This window comes from Labrys sedimenti, assembly GCF_034424805.1.
Lineage (GTDB): Bacteria > Pseudomonadota > Alphaproteobacteria > Rhizobiales > Labraceae > Labrys > Labrys sedimenti.
In genome coordinates, this window is the sequence record NZ_JAXOUF010000003.1 from 264,796 (window position 1) to 285,026 (window position 20,231).

Genomic DNA, 20,231 nt, shown 5'->3' on the forward strand with positions numbered 1-20,231 from the left:
CCGATGCTGGGAGAATTGCGCGGCGTCAGGGCGAAGGGGCGAGTGTCTTTACGATTGGTATTCTCACAAGAAGCGACTCCTATGTCCCGGCGCGGCGCTGATCACTCGCAAGGTCGGCTCTCTGTCGTGTCCGGTATCCTGCCCGACGATCTCTACGACTATGTCCCGCAGGACGAGATCGAGACGCCGGCCCCGCGCATCGGCCGTCCCCCGAAACACGATGTCGAAACCTGGATCGTCACTGACGACTGGCCTGACCGTGTGCCGGTGACAGAGGCCGAGATCGACCTGTTCGAGGCGTGGTTCGGCGATATCTTCGACGAGCTGTTCGGGCCGTCCCGTTGAGGCCGTATAAGCGGCGACAGGTCGCGATCGACCCGACCATCATTCCCCAGGACGCCAATTTCCGACCATCGTCCGAAGCCGTCCTGAGCATCAGGAGGCTTGCATTGTTATCTCAGTCTGATATGTATTGGGCATGAGCGAGGGTCGCGATCCGAGCCTTGACGCTTTGCTGGATCTCGACGGCCAAATGCTCGTCGTCGATCCCGCGGGCGGTCATTGGGTCAAGTTCGTGGCGACGCGGATTCCGGTCTCCCCGGGGAAGCCGCATGGCCTCGACTATTCGCTCACGCTTCACGGGCCTTCGGGCGAACGGCTGGTCGGCTTCGACAATGCCCATCCGGTCGGCCGCCAGAAACGGGGCGAGCCGCAGGATCATCGGCATCGGCTCCAGACGGTGAAGCCATACGACTATCAGGACGCCGGCACATTGATGGCCGACTTCTGGCAGTTGGTGGACGCGGTGCTGAAGGAACGAGGAGTTCTCCCATGACGACGCTGAAGGTCGGGATTGCCGATTACGAGGAGATGAAGGCCCGCACGATGCGGATCGCGCGCGGGGAGGAGAAACCCAGGCCCGACGAGCCGAAGGTGTGGTTCACCTCGACCGAATCCTTCGCCAAGGTGCTGTCTGCCGGGAACCGCGAGTTGTTGCGCATCATCGCCGAGCAGGCGCCGGGGTCGGTGGAGGAACTGTCCGACATCACCGGCCGGGCCAAGTCCAACCTGTCGCGGACCCTGAAAACCATGGTTGGCTATGGCCTGATCCGCATGGAGCGCAGCGGGCGCAAGCTCGCGCCCAAGGTCATCCATGATCGCGTGGCGCTGGACTTGCCTCTGACGGAGCACCATGCGCCGCTCGCCATGTCAGCGGGAGGCCGGTCATGAACGCTGAAACACCCAGCATCGCCACGCGCGCCGCCCTGTATCTCCGCGTCTCGACCGCGCGGCAGGCCGAGCACGATGTGTCGATCCCCGACCAGAAGCGCCAGGGCGAGGCCTACTGCCTGTCGCGCGGCTACCAGCTCATCGACACCTTCGTCGAGCCGGGCGCGACCGCAACCAACGATCGCCGTCCCGAGTTCCAGCGCATGATCGAGGCAGGCACCACCAAGCCCGCGCCCTTCGATATCGTCGTCGTCCATTCGTTCAGCCGCTTCTTCCGCGATCACTTCGAGCTGGAATTCTATGTCCGCAAGCTGGCGAAGAACGGGGTGAAGCTGGTCTCGATCACCCAGGAGATGGGTGACGATCCGATGCACGTCATGATGCGCCAGATCATGGCGTTGTTCGATGAGTATCAGTCCAAGGAGAACGGCAAGCACGTTATGCGCGCCTTGAAGGAGAACGCCCGGCAGGGCTTCTGGAACGGCGCACTGCCGCCGATCGGCTACCGCATCGTCGCGGCCGAGCAGCGCGGGGCGAAGACCAAGAAGAAGCTGGAGATCGATCCGCTGCACGCCGACACGGTGCGGCTGATCTACCGGCTGGCGCTGGAGGGGAACGGCACGTCCGGCCCGATGGGCGTCAAAGCGATCGTCAGCCATCTGAACGCGCGCCGCATCTTCACCCGCGATGGTGGGCGCTGGGGCATCGGCCAGCTTCACCGTATCTTGACCCGCCGCACCTATATCGGCGAGCACGAGTTCAACAAGCGCTCCAAAACCAAGGAGTTGAAGCCGCTCAGCGAGATCGTCACGGTTCCCGTGCCGCCGCTGATCGACCTTGAGACCTTCGACGCCGTCCAGGCGCATCTCAAGGCCCGCAATCCCAAGGTCACGCCGCCGCGCGTCGTCAGTGGCCCGACCTTGCTCACTGGCATCTGCTTCTGCGCCAAGTGCGGCGGCGCCATGACGATTCGCACCGGCAAGGGCGGGCGCTATCGCTACTACACCTGCTCGATCAAGGCGCGGCAGGGCGAGACCGGCTGCTCGGGCCGCTCGATTCCGATGGAAAAGCTGGACAGCATCGTCGCCGGCCATATCGAGGATCGGCTGCTCCAGCCCGATCGGCTGGAGGAAGTGCTGGCCTCGGTCCTCGATCGTCGGCACGAGCGGGCCGAGCGTCGCCAGGAGCATATTGCCGAGTTGAACCGCCGGGCGGCCGAGACCGACCTTCGGCTCAAGCGCCTCTATGACGCGATCGAATCAGGCGTGGCCGATATTAGCGATCCGGCATTGAAAGACCGCATCACCGGTTTGAAGGCGCTTCGCGACCAGGCGCAGGTGGATGCCGAGCGGGCGCAGGCGACGCTCGAAAGCTCCGGCAGCCAGGCGGTGACGCCCGCCACTGTGCGCCGGTTCGCCGATGTGGCGCGGCAGCGCATCCGCCTCGACGGGGGCGGTTATCGGCGGGATCACCTGCGCGCCTTCGCCCAGCGGGTCGAGGTCGGAGAGGCCGAAGTTCGCATCATGGGATCGAAGGGAGAGCTGCTCCGCACACTTGCCGCCGTTTCTGGAGGGAAATCGGCGGCAATCGGCGTGCCCAGCTTGGGACTGAAATGGCGGAAGGGGCGGGATTCGAACCCGCGATACGGTTTCCCGTATACACACTTTCCAGGCGTGCGCCTTCAACCACTCGGCCACCCTTCCGTCGAGCGGTGCTTATGGCGATGTCGGGGCAATTTGTAAACGGGAGATTGCAGTTTTTTGAAGGGGACGGCGCTTTCATTCGCCAGGCAAGCCGCATGCGGCATGCAGGACGCGGCTCGGGCCTGATGCGGATTGTCTGCTCGCCTCTTCGGAAGCGTTCACGTTCGAGCCCGAATTTCCTACGCGCGAGGGAGGCCCTGCGCTAGACTGTGTGAGTCCTGCCGTTCTCGGCAGGCGCGTGCAGTGGTGGAGTGCGTGATGCGTTTCCTGGCTCGTTCGCTCGGCCTGTTCCTGGCTGCCGCTGCCTTCGTGGCCGCGGTGGTCGACGGCACGCGCTCGATCGCCGACAATCATGTCGTCTTCCTGCCGGTGCGCGCGGTCTGGCTCTGGCTCAGCCCCGCGAGCTATGAGCACATGCGCGCCTGGGTAGAAGCCTCTCTCTCGGTCTTTTTGTGGAACAATCTGGTTTCACCCCTGCTCGGCCTGCCCTTCGCCTTGGTGCTGGTGCTGGCCTCGGCCCTGTTCTTCTGGCTGGGACGCCCGCCGGCGAGCCGGATCGGCTATGTCTCGCATCTGTGAGGGGCGGCGCAGCCAGGCTGACGCATCCGTGATGAAAGGGCCCCTGACAAGGGCGGTCCGCGCCCCCATATTGGCCAAGTAGCCATAGAACTTGACCATAAGAACAGGAAGGAAGAACCATGTTCGGCTTTCGCAAGAAGACGGCGTTTCCCTCCGCCGACGAAGCCCTGCCGGGGCGCGGCGAGGCCATCGAGACGGCGGATACCCATTTCGTCAACGGCGCGGCCCTGAAGGGGCCTTATGCCGAAGGCAGCGAGACGGCCTATTTCGGCCTCGGCTGCTTCTGGGGCGCCGAGCGCAAATTCTGGCAGACCCCGGGCGTGGTGGTCACGGCGGTGGGCTATGCCGGCGGCCTCACCCCCAATGCCACCTATGAGGAGGTCTGTTCCGGCCTCACCGGCCACAACGAAGTGGTGAAGGTGGTGTTCGATCCCAAGACCATTTCCTACGACCAGCTGCTGAAGGTGTTCTTCGAAGCCCATGATCCCACCCAGGGCATGCGCCAGGGCAACGATATCGGCACGCAATATCGCTCGGGCATCTACGTCACCAGCGAGGCGCAGCGCCAGGCGGCCGAGGCGGCCAAGGCGCGCTACAACGAGGCGCTGGCGGCCAAGGGCTATGGCGCCGTCACCACCGAGATCGTGGAGGCACCGCCCTTCTATTATGCGGAAGCCTATCACCAGCAATATCTGGCCAAGAACCCGGCCGGCTATTGCGGCCTGGGCGGCACCGGTGTCTCCTGCCCGATCGGCGTGGGCGTCGCGGCCTGAAGAGCCTGACCGAAAATCGATGAAACTCGATTTTTGTCATTGCCGGGCTTCGTCCCGGCAATCCAGCGGCGGAATCAGGGCCGGTGGTGCCTGGATGTCCGGGACGAAGCCCGGGCATGACAAAATCTGAGCCGGCCGGGCTCCGCTTTTCTTCGATCACGATCCGGCAGGCGCGACATTCGCGCCTGCCGGCCTGCCTTGCGCTCTCTCCCTCGCCGCTATATCCCTTGATATATAACCATCATGGCTGTCAGGGGATCTCACCATGCTTCGCTTTGCCCGCCGGGCTTTTCTGGCTCTCTCCGTCGGTCTCGTCTTCGCGCCCGTGATGGCGCGGGCCGAGGACGCTTCCGCCGCCAAGGCCGCGCAGGCTGGAGCGGGGGACGTCACCGTCTTCGCCGCCGCCAGCCTCAAGGGCTCGCTCGACGAGGCGGCCAAGGCCTGGACCGCAAGCTCGGGCAAGAAGGTGGTGATTTCCTATGCCGCTTCCTCGGCGCTGATGAAGCAGATCGAGCAGGGCGCGCCGGCCGATGCCTTCGCCTCCGCCGATCTCGACTGGATGAAATACGGCGTCGACAAGAAGCTGATCAAACCCGACAGCGTGGTGAAGCTGCTCGGCAACGCCCTGGTGCTGATTGCGCCGGCCGATGCCGCCACGACCATCGAACTCAAGCCCGGCGTCGATCTCGCCGGCGCCATCGGCGAGGGCAGGATCGCCGTCGGCGAAGTGAAGACGGTGCCGGCCGGCAAATATGCCCGGGCTGCCTTCGAGAAACTCGGCATCCTCAAGGCGGTCGAGCCGAAATTCGCGCAGACCGACAATGTGCGTGCCGCCCTTGCGCTGGTCGCACGCGGCGAAGCCAAGTTCGGCGTGGTTTACGCCACCGATGCGGCTGCCGATCCAAAGGTGAAGGTCGTCGCCACCTTCCCCGAGGATTCGCATGAACCGATCGTCTATCCCTTCGGCCTGACGGCGTCGTCCAACAATGCCGATGCCGCTGGCTTCCTGGGTTATCTCAAGACGGCAGATGGCCAGAAGCCCTTCGCCAAGGCCGGGTTCACGCTGCTGAAGGAGTAGGGCGGGGAGGGACCTGCTTCATCGTCCGGCAACAATCTTCACTCGATTGTGTCTGATCTCCTGCTTCCCCCTCTCCCAATTTTGCCGGAATTCGGGCAAGAAATGAGACTCGCTGGTTTTATCCGTAACCGGCGGGTTTTGATTCGGGGCCATCATGGAGCAGCGCACGGACGACAAGTCCTCGGGAGAAGAGCACTGGCGCGACGTCCGGCGTAACAATTTGCTGGACGCGGCCGGTCGCATCTTCGCGCGCCAGGGCTATGATGCGGCCTCGGTGGACGATATCGCCTTCGAGGCCGGCATCGGCAAGGCCACCGTCTATCGCTACTTCACCAGCAAGGAAGCCCTGTTCGAAGCGGTGTTTGCCCAGACGCTCGACGATCTCGAGGTCCGGCTCGACACGGCCCTGCTGCGCGAGGGCAATTTCCGCGAGCGCCTGACCTATCTCGTCGCCGAGATCGTGCCCACCGTGCGTACCCATCTCAGCACTATCCGCGACCTCAACGAGGGCGAGAACTCCAAGCGGCGCATTTTTCGCCGCCGGCGCGGCGCCATCGCCCAGCGTCTGATCACCGTGATCGAGGAGGCCCAGCGCCGCGGCGAGGCCCGGATCTATGACGCCGACATGGCAGCGCGACTGCTGATCGGCATGGCGTGGATCGGCGTGGGCGCCGACTACCTGTCCGACATCGAGGTGACGCGCGACGTGGTCGACATGGCGCTCAACGGCATTGCCCAGGGGCGGCCGGTGCCGGAAGGGCGGGTCACCCGGCTCGAACCCGGCAAGCGTGGGCGCAAGGCCAGCGTGCCCTCGTGAGCGAGGGGGTGACATCGCAGGGCCGATTGCTGCCGCTGATCATCGCTACCGGCCTGTTCATGGAGAACCTGGACTCGACGGTGCTGTCGACGGCACTGCCCACGATCGCGCGCGATTTCGGCACCAGCCCGATCTACCTCAAGCTCACCCTCACCTCCTATCTGCTGTCGCTGGCCATCTTCATCCCGACCTCCGGCTGGATGGCCGATCGCTTCGGGGCCCGCACCATCTTCCGCGCCGCCATCGTGGTGTTCGGCCTCGGTTCGATCGCCTGCGGTCTGTCCTCCAACCTCACCGAACTGGTGGCCTCCCGCATCGTCCAGGGCATGGGCGGGGCGATGATGACGCCGGTGGGCCGGCTGATCATTCTCAAGACCACGCCCAAGCACGACCTCGTCAACGCCATGATGTGGCTGACCCTGCCGGCCTTGCTCGGCCCGCTCAGCGGGCCGCCGCTGGGGGGCTTCATCACCACCTATTTCCATTGGCGCCTGATCTTCTGGATCAACATCCCCATCGCGGTGCTCGGCATCGTCCTGGCCAGTCTCTACGTGCCCAATGTGCGCGAGGACGAGCGGCGGCCTTTCGACCTCGTCGGCTTTCTCCTCCTGGCACCGGGCCTGGTGGCCCTGATGGGCGGGGCGACGCTGTCCGGCCTCGACGTGGTGCCCGCCAGCGTCAATATCGGCCTTGCGGTAGCGGGGCTCGCCCTGATCGGGCTCTATGTCTACCATGCGGGGCGCGTCGCCAATCCGCTCATCGAATTGCGGCTGCTGCGCTTTCCGACCTTCCGGGCCGCGATCGGCGGCGGCTTCCTGTTCCGCATCGGCGTGGGCGCCACGCCCTTCCTGCTGGCGCTCTATTTCCAGCTTGGTTTCGATTTCAATCCGTTTCAGTCCGGCCTTCTGACCATTGCCACTGCCGCCGGTGCCCTGGCCATGAAGGCACTGGCCGGGCCGATTCTGCGCCGGTTCGGCTTCTACCGCGTGCTGACCTTGAACGCGGTGCTGTCCTCTGTCCTGGTGGCGGCCCCGGCCCTGTTCCACGCCGGCATGCCGGTGCTGCTGATCTCGCTCACCCTGCTCGCCGCCGGCTTCACCCGTTCGCTGCAATTCACCTCGATCAATACCGCCGGCGTCTCGGACATCCCGCCTGAACTGATGGGCCGTGTCACCTCCATGACCTCGGTGCTGCAGGAGTTGGCGGGTTCGGTCGGCGTTTCCGTTGCCGCTCTGGCACTGGAAACCTCGATGCACCTGCACGGGGCCAGCCATCTCACCGCGCCGGTCTTTCCGCCGGTGTTCCTGATGATCGGCATGATCGCCATGACCTCGGGCCTGATCTTCCTCACCTTGCCGCGCAATGTCGGCAGCGAACTGCTCGCGCCGGCGCCAGTGCCGCGGACGCCCGCCGCAGCAGAGTGAAACAACGCGCCTGACCCCATCACGGGGTATCACGATGGGGTGATCCGACCCCTCCAGACACCAATCGAAAGCGGGCAGAAACATCCCTTAACACTGGCCCACACTTCCGTCGTCATCGCCGCCCAAATCGGATTCGAACCCCAGGACGTTTCCTGGCTTATGCATCGGGCTCGAGTGCATGAGCGACGAAACGTCCGAGAACAGGCGCGCTTGCAGGCAGGCGCGATTCGACGGATCGGATCCATGAATATCGAATATGAACGCAGACGGCGCCGCTGGCCCGCCGGACTGGCAATCCTGGTGGTCGGGCTGGGAAGCTACGCGGCCTGGCGCCATTTGGCGCAGGCCGCGCCGGCGCCCGAGGCCCAGGCCACGCCCGCCGCCAAGGTGCCGGTGACCTTCACGCAAGCGGTGAAAGCCGACTACCCGGTCGAGGTCGACGGTCTCGGCACGGTCTCACCCTTCAAGACGGTGACGGTGAGAAGCCGGGTCGACGGGGAGATCACTCGGGTGTTCTTCAAGCAGGGACAGATGGTCAAGCAGGGCGATGCCCTGGTGGAGATCGACAAGCGTCCCTACCAGGCCGCGCTGGACCAGGCAGTCGCCAAGAAGGCCCAAGACGAGGCCAGCCTTCGAAACGACCAGTTGAACCTGCAGCGCTTCCAGAACCTCGCCCAGAAGAGCTTCGAATCGCAGCAGGCCGTCGACACCCAGCAGGCCTTGGTCGACCAGGTCAAGGCGCAGATAGAGGGCGATGATGCGGCCATCGCCAATGCCCGCACCAATCTCGACTACACCACCATCAAGGCGCCCTTCACCGGCCGCACCGGTTTCCGCCAGATCGACCCGGGCAACATCGTGCACGCCGCCGACCAGAACGGCATCGTCACCATTGCCCAGCTCCAGCCCATCGCGGTGCAGTTCACCGAGCCCCAGGACCTGCTGCCGGCCATCGCCAAAGCGTTTTCCGATCCGACCGGATCGGAAAAACGCGTCAATCCTTCTGAAACGACGAGCGATTTTCGATCCAATGGGATCGAAAATCGCTCTAGGGCCTTCGAGCGTGGGGCGGCCCCGGTCGAAGCCTTGAGTTCCGACGGCCAGACGGTCCTTTCCCACGGCACGCTGGCCGTGATCGACAACACGGTCAACCAGGCGACGGGCACGATCAGCCTGAAGGCGCGCTTCGACAATGCCGACAATGCGCTCTGGCCGGGCTTGTCGGTCGATACGCGCCTGCTCGTCGACACACTCAGGCAGGTCCTGGTGGTGCCCGAGGATGCCGTCCAGCATGGACCATCGGGCCTCTTCGCCTATGTGATCGGCGATGACGGCAAGGCCTTGGCGGTGCCGATCCAGGTGAGCATGAGCGGCAATGGCCGTGCCGTGGTCAGCCAGGGCCTGACGGTGGGGCAGAAGGTCGTGGTCTCGGGCCAGGCGCGCCTGCAGAACGGCGCGGAGGTCGAGGCGCGACCGCTGCCGTCCCCGGATGGCAAGGTTGCCGATCAGGCCGCCCTGCCGGCAGGCGGCGATGCAGGAAAGGCAGACTGATCATGCCCGGCATCTCCACCCCCTTCATCCGCTATCCCGTGGCCACCACGCTCCTGATGGTGGGCATCCTGTTCGTGGGCATCATCGCCTATCCCCAATTGCCGGTGGCGCCGCTGCCGGAAGTGGACTTCCCGACCATCCAGGTCTCCGCCAGCCTGCCGGGTGCCGATCCCGCCACCATGGCCTCGTCGGTCGCCCAGCCTTTGGAGACGCAGTTCTCGCTGATCCCCGGTATTTCGGAGATGACCTCGTCGAGCCAGACGAGCTCGACCCAGATCACCCTGCAATTCGACCTCTCCCGCAACATTGACGGCGCAGGCGCCGACGTGTTGGCTGCCATCAATGCCGCCAACGGGCAATTGCCCAAGAACATGCCGAGCCCGCCGACCTATCGGAAGGTGAATCCGGCCGATTCCCCCATCCTGCTGCTCGGCGCCACTTCCGACACGCTGCCCTTGACCGAGGTTTCCGACCAGGCTCTCACCAAGCTGGCCCAGGCCATCAGCCAGATCGGCGGTGTCGGCCAGGTCAATGTCGGCGGCCAGCAGACCCCGTCCATCCGGGTCCAGGTCGATCCCGCCAAGCTGGTGGCCAAGGGATTGTCGATGGAGGACGTGCGAACACCGCTCGCCGTCACCACCGTCAACAACCCCAAGGGTACCTTCAACGGCGCCACCCGCTCCTACACCATCTATGCCAACGACCAGCTCACCGACGCCAAGGACTGGAACGACGTCATCATCGCCTATCGCAATGGCAGTCCCGTGCGCGTGCGCGACATCGGGCAGGCGGTCAGCGCCCCCCAGGACGACACCCAGGCCGGCTGGGCCGACGGCAAGCGCGGCGTCTTCCTGGTGATCTTCAAGCAGCCCGGTGCCAACGTCATCGATACCGTCGACAATGTCATGAAGGTGCTGCCCCGCCTGGAGGCCGGCATCTCGCCCGCCATCAAGATCTCGGTGCTGTCGGACCGTACCCAGACCATCCGCGCCGCCGTGAAGGACGTGCAGTTCACGCTGCTGCTTACCATCGGCCTCGTTGTCATGGTCATCTTCGTCTTCCTGCGCAGTGTGTGGGCCACGGTGATCCCCTCCATCACCGTGCCGCTGGCCTTGCTGGGCGCCTGCGCCCTGATGTGGCTGGCCGGCTACAGCCTCGACAATCTCTCGCTGATGGCGCTGACCATCGCAGTGGGCTTCGTGGTCGACGATGCCATCGTCATGCTGGAGAACATCACCCGCCATATCGAGGAGGGCGAGAAGCCGATGGCTGCCGCCCTCAAGGGGGCCGGCGAGATCGGCTTCACCATCCTCTCGATCAGCATCTCGCTGATCGCCGTGCTGATCCCGCTCCTCCTGATGAGCGGCATCATCGGGCGGCTGTTCCGGGAATTCGCGATCACGCTCGCCATGACCATCGTGGTCTCGGCCTTCGTGTCGCTGACCCTGACGCCGATGATGGCCTCGCGCTTCCTCAAGCCGATCCATGAGGAGCGTCACGGCAGACTCTACAAGCTCAGTGAATCCTTCTTCGAGGGCATGGTGAACGCCTATGAGCGTGGCCTCGACCTGGTGCTGCGCTTCCGCTTCATCACCCTGCTGACCTTCTTCGCCACGGTAGCGTTGTCGGGCTACCTGTTCGTGATCATCCCCAAGGGCTTCTTCCCGCAGCAGGATACCGGCCTGATCACCGGCGTCGTCGAGGCGGCGCAGGATACTTCGGTGGCCGATATGGCGCGCCATATGGAGGAACTCGGGGCCATCGTGTTGAAGGACCCGGCCATCGCCCATATGGCGATGCGCATGGGCGGCAACGGCAACACCCTCAATGACGGCACCATGTACATCACGCTGAAGCCGCGCGACGAGCGCAGCGCCTCGGCCGACCAGGTGATCCGTCGCCTGCAGCGCCAGACCGCCTCGGTCGAGGGGGCTCGGCTCTATCTGCAATCGGCCCAGGACGTGCGCCTGGGCGGCCGGCCCTCGCGCACGCAGTTTCAGTTCACCCTGCAGGGCACCGACATCGACCAGCTCAACCAATGGGCGCCCAAGCTCCTGGAGGCGATGAAGGCGATGCCGGAACTGCGCGACGTCGCCTCCGACCAGCAGGCATCCGGCACCACGCTGACCCTGTCGATCGACCGCGACCAGGCGGCCCGCTACGGGCTGACGCCCGACATCATCGATGCCACGCTGTACGATGCCTTCGGCCAGCGCCAGATCGCCCAGTTCTCGACCCAGCTCTCGACCTATTACGTCATCCTGGAGGTGCTGCCCTCGCTGCAGAAGAGCACGGCGACGCTGCAGCAGGTCTATCTGCGCTCGCCAACCACCGGGGGAGAGGTGCCCCTTTCGGCCTTTGCGAAATGGAGCACCGATCCGGTCCGCCCGCTCGCCATCAACCATCAGGGGCAATTCCCGGCGGTGACGATCTCCTTCAACCTGGCGCCCGGCGTGGCGCTCGGGCAGGCGACGGTTGCCATCGAGGCCCTGGAAAAGCGCATGGAGCTGCCGGCCACCATCGGCTCGACCTTCCAGGGCACGGCTCAGGCCTTCCAGGACTCGCTCGCCTCGGTGCCGATGCTGATCGTCGCGGCCCTGGTGGTGGTCTACCTGATCCTCGGCATCCTCTATGAGAGCTTCATCCACCCCCTCACCATCCTCTCGACCCTGCCTTCGGCAGGTGTGGGAGCGCTGGCGACGCTGCTGCTGTTCCATTTCGACTTCAGCCTGATCGCCCTGATCGGGGTCATCCTGCTGATCGGCATCGTCAAGAAGAACGGCATCATGCTGGTGGATTTCGCCATCGTCGCCGAGCGCGACCACCGCATGAGCGCCGTGGAGGCGATAAGGCGAGCCTGCCTCCTGCGCTTCCGGCCGATCCTGATGACCACCATGGCCGCCTTGCTCGGCGGCGTGCCGCTGATGCTGGGCTCCGGCACCGGCTCGGAGATCCGCCAGCCTCTCGGCTATGCCATGGTCGGCGGCCTCATCGTCAGCCAGGTGCTGACCCTGTTCACCACGCCGGTGATCTATCTCTACCTCGACGGCTTTTCGAAATGGCTGAGAAGCGGCCGCGATTCAGGCGAGCCGAGCGAGCCGCCGGAAGCCGTCCTGGCGGGAGAGCCGAGGGAGGACCAGGATCTAGTCCTGCCCGAACCGCGCGCGGTAGCGATGCGGTGAAGGCGAGCTTTCTCAGGCGGCCCGCACGATCATCTCGATGGGCGCAATCAGCCCGTCGGCGAGGGCCGACATCACATTGCCGATGCGCAGCGGGGCGTTCTCGCCCATCAGGACCTGGGGACCGAGCGGCGAGGGGCCGTCGCGCGCGACCTTCTCCCTCATCTCGCGGCCCAGCCGAAGGGCAAGGTCGCGATGGCTGCGCTCGAGTTCCAGGCTGAAGCCGGCCTGGGCCAGGGCCTGGCGGTAGCGGCTCGGCGGCTCCACGAAGCTGGTGGCCGAGGTCATCGCCCAGGGCATCGGGTAGGGCAATTCCCCCTTGTCCTGGTGCATGATGTCGTAGACGCCGAAGCGTGCTCCCGGCCTGAGCACCCGGCGTATCTCGCGAAAGAGCATATCCTTGTCGGCGATGTTCATGCCGACATGGAACAGGGTGGCGCCGTCGAAGGTCGCGGTCTCGAAAGGCAGAGCGAGGGCGCTGCCCTGCACGAAGGAGACCCGTCCCGACAGGTGGCAGCGCCGGGTCACCGCTTCCGCCACCGTGACGAATTCGGCAGTGAGGTCGATACCAGTGACGCTGCAGCCGAGCGCCTGCGCCAGATGCCGCGCCGGCCCGCCGATGCCCGAGCCGACATCGAGCACATGCATGGCATGGGTGAAACCGAGATCTTCCGCCAGCTCCTCGGTGGCGGCCGCCCAGCCCAGATGGAACTCGTCGATGCCGGCGAGGTCGGCAGTGGTAAGGCGGTCGGGATCCTTGCCGGCGGCCTCCAGCGCCGCGAAGAGCGTGCGTTCGAGCGAACCTTGCGTGTAATGGCTGGCGACGGCGCCTTCGATGTCCATGGCCACATCCTTTCTTGGCGGGATGGTATTAAGCGGTGGCATCGTAAGTTCGGCGGCCACTATACCGCGGGCGGCCAAGCAATGACAGACATGCCGCAGTATCGGCTGGAGCGCGCGGGGGACTTGCCCTGCGCAGGCGCTTTGTCATAAGCGTTCTAGAAAGCGTCTTGTGATTTTTTCGGGAATCGCCGGGAGTTGCAAAGACGCCCAAGCCAATCCATCGGATTGGCTTGAAAACAAAGAGCTGGAGTGAAAGGGCGTTTTCGCGAAGACGCGCTTTGCTCCAGAGGAAACGCCGGTTCCGAAGCCGGCGCGGGTTGCAAGGCCGGGGCACGACCCCGGCCGATGGGAGGAAGGCATGTCTGAGGCCAAGATCTACGACGTTCCGCGCGAATGGGCCGAGGAAGCGTATGTCGACAATGCGCGCTACCAGGCGATGTACGAAGCCTCCGTCAGCGATCCCGAGGCCTTCTGGGGAGAGCACGGCAAGCGGATCGGTTGGTTCGAGCCCTATACCAGGGTCAAGAACACCCGTTTCGAGCCTGATGTCTCGATCCGCTGGTATGAGGACGGCACCACCAACGTCGCCTGGAACTGCGTCGACCGCCATGTCGCCGAGCATGGCGACCGCACCGCCATCATCTGGGAAGGCGACGATCCCGCCGAGAGCCGGCACATCTCCTATCGCGAACTCGCCGGCGAAGTGCAGCGCTTCGCCAACGTGCTCAAGGGCGAGGGCGTCAAGAAGGGCGATCGCGTTACCATCTACCTGCCGATGATCCCCGAGGCGGCTTTCGCCATGCTGGCCTGCGCCCGCATCGGTGCCGTCCATTCCATCGTGTTTGGCGGCTTCTCGCCCGATTCCCTCGCCGGCCGCATCACCGATTGCGGCTCCACCGTGGTCATCACTGCCGACGAGGGCCTGCGCGGCGGCAAGCGCGTGCCGCTCAAGGCCAATGTCGACGCGGCCCTGGCCAAGGTCGGCGGCGTCTCCTCGGTGGTGGTGGTCAAGCGCACTGGCGCCCCGGTGCCGATGGTCACCGGCCGTGATCACTTCTATGCGGATCTCGCAGCCAATGTCTCCGACGAGTGCCCCTGCGAGGAGATGGCCGCGGAGGATCCGCTGTTCATCCTCTACACCTCCGGTTCCACCGGCAAGCCGAAGGGTGTGCTGCACACCACCGCCGGCTACCTCGTCTATGCCGCGATGACGCACCAATACGTCTTCGACTACCGCGAGGGCGATGTCTACTGGTGCACCGCCGATGTGGGCTGGGTCACCGGCCATTCCTATATCGTCTACGGCCCGCTTTGTAACGGCGCCACGACGCTGATGTTCGAGGGTGTGCCGAACTATCCGTCCATGTCGCGCTTCTGGGAAGTGATCGACAAGCACCAGGTCACCATCTTCTACACCGCACCCACCGCGATCCGTGCTTTGATGGGGGCCGGCGAGGAGCCGGTGAAGAAGACCTCGCGCGCTTCGCTGCGCCTGCTCGGCTCCGTGGGCGAGCCGATCAATCCGGAAGCCTGGGAATGGTATCACCGCGTGGTGGGCGACCATCGCTGCCCGATCGTCGACACCTGGTGGCAGACCGAGACCGGCGGCATCCTGATCTCGCCGCTGCCCGGCGCCACCAAGCTCAAGCCGGGCTCGGCCACGCGGCCCTTCTTCGGCGTGCGCCCCGAGATCGTCGACGCCGAGGGCAAGGTGCTGGAGGGAGCCTGCGAGGGCAATCTCGTCATCGCCGATTCCTGGCCGGGCCAGATGCGCACCGTCTATGGCGATCACCAGCGCTTCTTCGACACCTATTTCGCGGCCTATAAGGGCAAATATTTCACCGGCGACGGCTGCCGCCGCGACGAGGACGGCTATTACTGGATCACCGGCCGCGTCGACGACGTCATCAACGTTTCCGGTCATCGCATGGGCACGGCCGAGGTCGAGAGCGCGCTGGTGGCGCATGAACTGGTGTCTGAAGCGGCGGTGGTCGGCTATCCCCACGACCTCAAGGGCCAGGGCATCTATGCCTATGTCACCCTGATGGCGGGCACCAGTGGCGACGAGACCCTGCGCAAGGAACTGGTCGGCTGGGTACGCCGTGAGATCGGCCCGATCGCCTCGCCCGATCTCGTGCAGTTCGCGCCCGGCCTGCCCAAGACCCGCTCCGGCAAGATCATGCGCCGCATCCTGCGCAAGATCGCCGAGGACGATTTCGGTTCGCTCGGCGACATCTCCACTTTGGCCGATCCGACCGTGGTGGAGGATCTGATCGCCAACCGCCAGAACAAGCCCAAGGGCTGACGCTGGTGTTGAGGCGGGCGCTTCTTGTCGCGCTCGCTTGCAGCGTGGGCATGATCGCGCCGGCGCGGGCGGAGGAGGGGCCGTTGCTCCCGGATGCCGCCCGCTTCGAGGCGGCCTTCAAGCCTGGCGCGAGCGGCACGGTCGAGGGGACATCGGTGCCGTTCGACAGCCGCGTCCTCGGTGAGGTCACGGTGTCCAGCGGCCAGATCGTGGCCTGCGATCCCTTCGTCTTCATCGAGGCCAAGCCCTTCATTCGTACCGTGCCGAAGGGGCGCTTTCCCGTACGCATCGCGATCATGCGTTCGCAGCGTTTCGACGATCGCATCGCCTTTGCGCGCGTCGAATTCTCGCAGGCGCCGGTGGTGACCTGGGAACAGGCTTTGGTGCCGGGGCAGGACCCGGCCAAGCTGGGCAAGGACGAATATTACGGCTTTCCGGTCGATGCGGGCACCGGCGCCTTCCTCGACCCTGCTGCCGGCGCGGAGATTGCCGCCCTGCCCGCCGAGCAGATGCAGGCTCTCGATGACGACTGGATCCGGCAGGGCGAGAGCTATGGCAAGGAGCACGGGCTACCCTTCGCCCTGCCGGTCTCCCGAGGTGCCCATGCCATGGTGCTGTTTTCGAGCGGCTGGGGCGATGGAGCCTATCCGTCCTGGTTCGGCCTGGCGGCCGACGGCAGCGTGGCCATGCTGCTGACCGATCTGCGCGTGGTGGATGACGCCCCGGACCGGCGAGAATAATGCCTGGCATCCCCGATCGCGCCAATTTTCGTCGCTTGCGGACTTTTGCCTTTCACAACAAGTGTCTAAACAGGATGGATCGGCCTTCCCCTTATTCCTGCCTCCACCAGAGGCGGGCTAGCTTGCCATGTTCCATCAGCGTTTTTCCCGCCAGGCTCTCAACCTCGCCTTCGACCGGATCATCCCTGGCTGGATGCGCCTGCTGGTGCGGCGCAGCGAGAGCGGCATGGTCGCGCTCGCGGCCGTGGTGGGCGCGCTGGCCGGCGTGGCGGTCTACGCCGTCGCGGCCACCGCGCAGCTCGCACATGAGCTCTTCTTCGGCCTGCAATCGGAAGAGCGGCTGAGCGGAACCCTCGGCCTGCCGGTGATCCTGGCGGTGTCGATGCCGGCTGTCGGCGGCATCCTGCTTGGCCTGGTCAACCTGATGCTGGCGCGGGGCCGCTCGGCCCGCCCGGTCGATCCGATCGAAGCCAATGCCCTGCATGGTGGGCGCCTCTCGCTCACCGGCAGCGTCATCGTGGTTGTACAGACCTGGATCTCCAATGCCTTCGGCGCCTCCGTCGGGCTCGAGGCCGCCTATTCGCAGATCGGCTCGGGCATCGCCTCGCGGCTGGGGCTCGGTTTTCACCTGCGCCGCGCGGATCTGCGCCTGCTGGTGGGGTGCGGTTCGGCCGGTGCCATCGCCGGTGCCTTCAGCGCGCCGCTGACCGGCGCCTTCTACGCCTTCGAGATCATCATCGGCACTTATGCCGTTTCGCATCTGGCCCCCGTGGCAGCAGCGGCCATCGCCGGCACCATCGTCACCCATCTGCTCGGGATCGATTCCTACGCCTTCGTCATCGATGTCGGTTACAAGCCGCAGGCCTCGTCCTTCGTGGCCCTGGTCGGCCTCGGCCTGTTCAGCGCCGCCGTCGCCATCCTGGTGATGCTGGGCGTCGCCATGACCGAGAAGGGCTTCCGTCGCCTGCCCCTGCCGATCTGGCTGATGCCCGGACTGGGCGGCCTGATGGTCGGTGGACTTGCCTTGATCACGCCGCAGGTGCTGTCGTCGGGGCATGGTGCGCTGGTGAAGATGCTCGCCGGCGGCGAGCTGCCGATGCTGATGCTGGGCGGCCTGATCCTGTTGAAGGGGCTCGCCTCCTCCATCTCGCTCGGTTCGGGCTTTCGCGGAGGCCTGTTCTTCGCCTCGCTCTTCCTCGGCGCCCTGGTCGGCCAATTCTATCTGGGTGGCATCCATCTCTTCTCCCTGGATACGGGGCTGACGCCTCACGCGGCGGCGCTGACCGGCATGGCGGCGCTGGCCGCGTCCGTGATGGGCGGCCCGCTGACCATGAGCTTCCTGGTGCTGGAGATGACAGGCGATTTCCAGCTCACCGCCGCCGTGCTGCTGGCGGTGATCATCGCCAGCATCACCGTGCGCGAGACCTTCGGCTACTCCTTCGCCACCTGGCGCTTCCATCTGCGCGGTGAGGCGATTCGCAGCGCCCACGACATCGGCTGGGCCCGTGATCTCACCGTCGGCCGCGTGATGCGCAAGCCGGCGCCGACCGTCGACAAGGACGCTTCCCTGGTGGTCTTCCGCAACGCCAATCCGCTCGGTGCCACCCATTACATCGTCGCCGTCGACACCCTGACCAACCGCTATGCCGGGCTGATCCGGGTCGCCGATGCCTACCAGGTCAGCTCCGAGATCCAGGACGGCGCCAATCCCATCGGGGAATTGGCGCTCTATCGTGACGTGGTGCTGACGGCGGGCATGACGCTCAAGGAAGCGACCGAGCGCATGGAGGGCTGCGAGGCCGAAGCGCTGGCGGTGGTCAACGAGGCCGGCCATGTCATCGGCCTCCTCTCGGAAGCCCATGCCTTGCGCCGCTATGCCGAGGCGGCGGACCGCGCCCGCCGCGATCTGGCAGGCGGGGTCTAGCGGGTTTCCATTAACGCGAGGGCTGGACCCGGGCCAGGAAGGCGAGGATCTCGTCGGCGATCTGGCGGTGCAGGGCCGAGCGGTCGCGGGTGCCACCGTCCCGGCAGACGAAACTCTCGCCCGGGGCGATCTTCTCGATGGCAGCCGACGCTTCCGGCAGGCAGAGCTGCATGAAGCTGAAATGTGTGGCGTCAGGGATGGGCAGATAGCGCGTGGCCGCCTGCGGCAGGCTTTTGGCAACGAACTCGGAATCCTGCCGCAAGGCGACGATGCCGGGAACCTCGGTGCCTGCCGCCAGGACCAGCACGGGTATCCGGACACCCGCCAGGCTTTGCGGCGTGAAGCCGAGCGCAGGTCCGAGGTCCAGGGAAACCACGGTTCCGATCCTGGCATCGCTGAGATCGGCGCCCAGTTTGACGGGATCGGCCTTGCCGTCGCGCAGCCCGAGAGCCGTGAAGGCCTCGCAATGCGGTGCGCAGGCGGCGGAAAGGCGGCTGACGTCGTAGCGACCGCCGGCGAGAGCCATCACGGTCCAGCCGCCGAGAGAATGGCCGATGGCGGCGATGCGGCCCGCCTCGATGGGGCCGGCCAAGCCGGGATCGGCGTTGAGGGCATCGAGAACCCGGCTGAGATCATGCGGGCGTTCCCACAGGCGGACGGCTTGTTCGGGCCGGCGGTCGGAGGTGGTCGTGCCGGGATGGTCCGGTGCCGCCACGACATAGCCGTGCCCGGCGAGTTCTCCCGCCAGCCAGTTCAGGTTCCGCCAACTGCCGCCGAAGCCATGTGACAGCAGGACGAGCGGATGGCTGCCGCTCGCGGGCGGTGCGTTCTCCACGACCTGGATGCCGGGAAAGATCCCGTCCCGGCCGCCCACCGTCGTCACGGGGCCGGAGGCGGCGGTCGGATACCACAGACGCGCCTGCAGCGGGCGCTCGCCGCCCGGATCGGGGATGTTGAACACCTTGGTGGCGATCGGCTCGCCGGCCAGGGCAGCATGGCCTGCCAGGCAGACGGCAAGGACGAGGAGGAAAGAGAAACGGCGCATGAAACGCTCCAGGGATGGGTTGACGCCGCCTTCCTGCGGCTCAACGGCCTGATCCAGCGACCTGGAACGTGTTTGAGGTCGTACCGGAAGACGATGGGAGACCGCCCTGTCTCGGTGCGGTCATCCCGGGCCATTGACGTCGCATACGAGAATAGCTAGGATATCTGATATATCAGATATGGTGAGAGTGATGAGCGCCTTTGGCCATTTCCAGGATCGCACCGGCGGGCGGCCGCTTGCGGCTCAACCGGGCCTGACGACGGCAGCAACCGTGCATCGGGCATTGCGGGACGAGATCGTCTCCATGATCAGATTGCCTGGCGAGAAGATCGCCGAGGCTGAGGTCGCGACGGCGCATGCCGTCAGCCGCACGCCGGTCCGCGAGGCGCTGCTGCGCCTGGCCGACGAGGGGCTGGTCGAGATCGCAGCGCGGTCGGCCACGCGCGTGGCCCGCATTCCCGCCGCCATCCTGCCGGATGCGATCTTCGTGCGCTCGGCCGTCGAGCACGCCACGGCGCGCGCCGCCGCCCATCAGGCTCGGGGCAGCAGCGTCACTCTGCTGCGCGGCCTCATCGAGCGTCAGCGTGAGAGCCTCGGGTCCGGCGACACCAATGGCTTTCACGAGGCGGACGAAGCGTTTCACGCCGCCCTCGCCATGGCAGCAGGCCGGCCTGGCGCCTGGGAGATGGTGCAGCAGGTCAAGACCCAGCTCGACCGCTATCGCCGGCTGACCCTGCCGGAAGCCGGACGCATGCTGCGCGTCGTCGAGGAGCACGGCGCCATCGTCGATGCCATCGAGGCCCATGATGCCGAGAAGGCGGGGCTTGCCATGGACCATCATCTCGACGGGCTGCGGCGGAGCCTGGCCTCCATCCGCGATCACAACCCGGACTATTTCTCAGGGGATGCCGCCGGCATCTCCGCCGCCTTCGAGACGCTGCTGTTCCGGTGAGGAGCTGTTCGTACATCAGCGCTCTGTCGTCCCCGGCACGGCCGAAGGCCGTGGGAAGGGGATCCAGGAGCCATAAGTTGTGTCCTGC

Annotated in this window: 16 protein-coding genes, 1 tRNA gene and 1 pseudogene; 15 read left to right on the forward strand and 3 right to left on the reverse strand. The window is 65.6% G+C overall.

Annotation, left to right across the window (positions count from 1 at the left end):
* Nucleotides 1–126: 126 nt before the first annotated feature.
* From U1R88_RS12885 to U1R88_RS12900, 4 genes and pseudogenes are all read left to right on the forward strand, one after another.
* On the forward strand, nucleotides 127–345 hold the full coding sequence (locus U1R88_RS12885) for a hypothetical protein (protein WP_322431580.1): 219 nt from the start codon (nucleotides 127–129) through the stop codon (nucleotides 343–345).
* A gap of 133 nt (nucleotides 346–478) precedes the next feature.
* Nucleotides 479–835, forward strand: coding sequence for a toxin-antitoxin system TumE family protein (locus U1R88_RS12890; RefSeq protein WP_322431581.1), 357 nt, complete (start codon nucleotides 479–481; stop codon nucleotides 833–835).
* Nucleotides 832–1,230: an HVO_A0114 family putative DNA-binding protein gene (locus U1R88_RS12895; protein WP_322431582.1), complete on the forward strand. Its 399-nt coding sequence runs from the start codon at nucleotides 832–834 to the stop codon at nucleotides 1,228–1,230. The genes U1R88_RS12890 and U1R88_RS12895 overlap by 4 nt, the downstream gene beginning before the upstream one ends.
* Nucleotides 1,227–2,873 (forward strand): annotated as a pseudogene (locus tag U1R88_RS12900) (recombinase family protein); the annotation flags it as partial. The gene U1R88_RS12895 and the pseudogene U1R88_RS12900, both read left to right, overlap by 4 nt.
* On the opposite strand, the gene U1R88_RS12905 reads toward U1R88_RS12900, so the two are convergent.
* Nucleotides 2,844–2,933: transfer RNA gene (locus tag U1R88_RS12905), tRNA-Ser, on the reverse strand. The pseudogene U1R88_RS12900 and the gene U1R88_RS12905 sit on opposite strands and share 30 nt — an antisense overlap.
* A 258-nt stretch (nucleotides 2,934–3,191) precedes the next feature.
* Between U1R88_RS12905 and U1R88_RS12910 the strand changes: the two genes are divergently transcribed.
* The 7 genes from U1R88_RS12910 (at nucleotide 3,192) to U1R88_RS12940 (ending at nucleotide 12,337) form a co-directional block, all read left to right on the forward strand.
* Complete coding sequence (locus tag U1R88_RS12910; protein ID WP_082979975.1) at nucleotides 3,192–3,512, forward strand: hypothetical protein; 321 nt, start codon at nucleotides 3,192–3,194, stop codon at nucleotides 3,510–3,512.
* 119 nt (nucleotides 3,513–3,631) lie between these two features.
* Nucleotides 3,632–4,285, forward strand: coding sequence for a peptide-methionine (S)-S-oxide reductase MsrA (gene msrA, locus U1R88_RS12915; RefSeq protein WP_322431583.1), 654 nt, complete (start codon nucleotides 3,632–3,634; stop codon nucleotides 4,283–4,285).
* A gap of 265 nt (nucleotides 4,286–4,550) precedes the next feature.
* Nucleotides 4,551–5,363 carry a molybdate ABC transporter substrate-binding protein gene (modA, locus tag U1R88_RS12920; RefSeq protein ID WP_322431584.1) on the forward strand — a complete coding sequence of 271 codons (813 nt, stop codon included), beginning with the start codon at nucleotides 4,551–4,553 and terminating at the stop codon, nucleotides 5,361–5,363.
* A gap of 154 nt (nucleotides 5,364–5,517) precedes the next feature.
* Nucleotides 5,518–6,180, forward strand: a complete 663-nt coding sequence (locus tag U1R88_RS12925; RefSeq protein WP_068292841.1) for a TetR/AcrR family transcriptional regulator — start codon at nucleotides 5,518–5,520, stop codon at nucleotides 6,178–6,180.
* A gap of 8 nt (nucleotides 6,181–6,188) precedes the next feature.
* On the forward strand, nucleotides 6,189–7,604 hold the full coding sequence (locus U1R88_RS12930) for a DHA2 family efflux MFS transporter permease subunit (RefSeq protein ID WP_322431585.1): 1,416 nt from the start codon (nucleotides 6,189–6,191) through the stop codon (nucleotides 7,602–7,604).
* 243 nt (nucleotides 7,605–7,847) lie between these two features.
* The gene (locus U1R88_RS12935) at nucleotides 7,848–9,155 is read left to right on the forward strand and encodes an efflux RND transporter periplasmic adaptor subunit (RefSeq protein WP_322431586.1); all 1,308 of its coding nucleotides are present in this window, start codon (nucleotides 7,848–7,850) and stop codon (nucleotides 9,153–9,155) included.
* Nucleotides 9,156–9,157: 2 nt separating this feature from the next.
* On the forward strand, nucleotides 9,158–12,337 hold the full coding sequence (locus tag U1R88_RS12940; protein WP_425545419.1) for an efflux RND transporter permease subunit: 3,180 nt from the start codon (nucleotides 9,158–9,160) through the stop codon (nucleotides 12,335–12,337).
* 12 nt (nucleotides 12,338–12,349) lie between these two features.
* On the opposite strand, the gene U1R88_RS12945 is transcribed toward U1R88_RS12940, so the two are convergent.
* Entirely contained in the window at nucleotides 12,350–13,177 is an 828-nt protein-coding gene (locus U1R88_RS12945) for a class I SAM-dependent methyltransferase (RefSeq protein ID WP_322431587.1), read from the reverse strand.
* Between the two features lie 358 nt (nucleotides 13,178–13,535).
* Between U1R88_RS12945 and acs the strand changes: the two genes are divergently transcribed.
* The 3 genes from acs to U1R88_RS12960 all read left to right on the forward strand — a co-directional run bounded on the left by acs (nucleotide 13,536) and on the right by U1R88_RS12960 (nucleotide 18,146).
* A complete protein-coding gene (acs, locus tag U1R88_RS12950) occupies nucleotides 13,536–15,482 on the forward strand; it encodes an acetate--CoA ligase (protein WP_322431588.1) in 1,947 nt (648 codons plus the stop codon).
* An 83-nt stretch (nucleotides 15,483–15,565) separates the two neighbouring features.
* Nucleotides 15,566–16,222 carry a DUF4241 domain-containing protein gene (locus U1R88_RS12955; protein WP_322431589.1) on the forward strand — a complete coding sequence of 219 codons (657 nt, stop codon included), beginning with the start codon at nucleotides 15,566–15,568 and terminating at the stop codon, nucleotides 16,220–16,222.
* A 127-nt stretch (nucleotides 16,223–16,349) separates the two neighbouring features.
* Nucleotides 16,350–18,146 (forward strand): chloride channel protein, encoded by a 1,797-nt coding sequence (locus U1R88_RS12960; RefSeq protein WP_322431590.1) that lies wholly within the window; start codon nucleotides 16,350–16,352, stop codon nucleotides 18,144–18,146.
* A 10-nt stretch (nucleotides 18,147–18,156) separates the two neighbouring features.
* Here the strand turns inward: U1R88_RS12960 and U1R88_RS12965 are convergent, their stop codons facing one another.
* A complete protein-coding gene (locus U1R88_RS12965) occupies nucleotides 18,157–19,191 on the reverse strand; it encodes an alpha/beta hydrolase family protein (RefSeq protein ID WP_322431591.1) in 1,035 nt (344 codons plus the stop codon).
* Nucleotides 19,192–19,381: 190 nt separating this feature from the next.
* On the opposite strand from U1R88_RS12965, the gene U1R88_RS12970 reads away from it, so the two are divergent.
* A complete protein-coding gene (locus U1R88_RS12970; RefSeq protein ID WP_322431592.1) occupies nucleotides 19,382–20,143 on the forward strand; it encodes a GntR family transcriptional regulator in 762 nt (253 codons plus the stop codon).
* Nucleotides 20,144–20,231 lie beyond the last annotated feature (88 nt).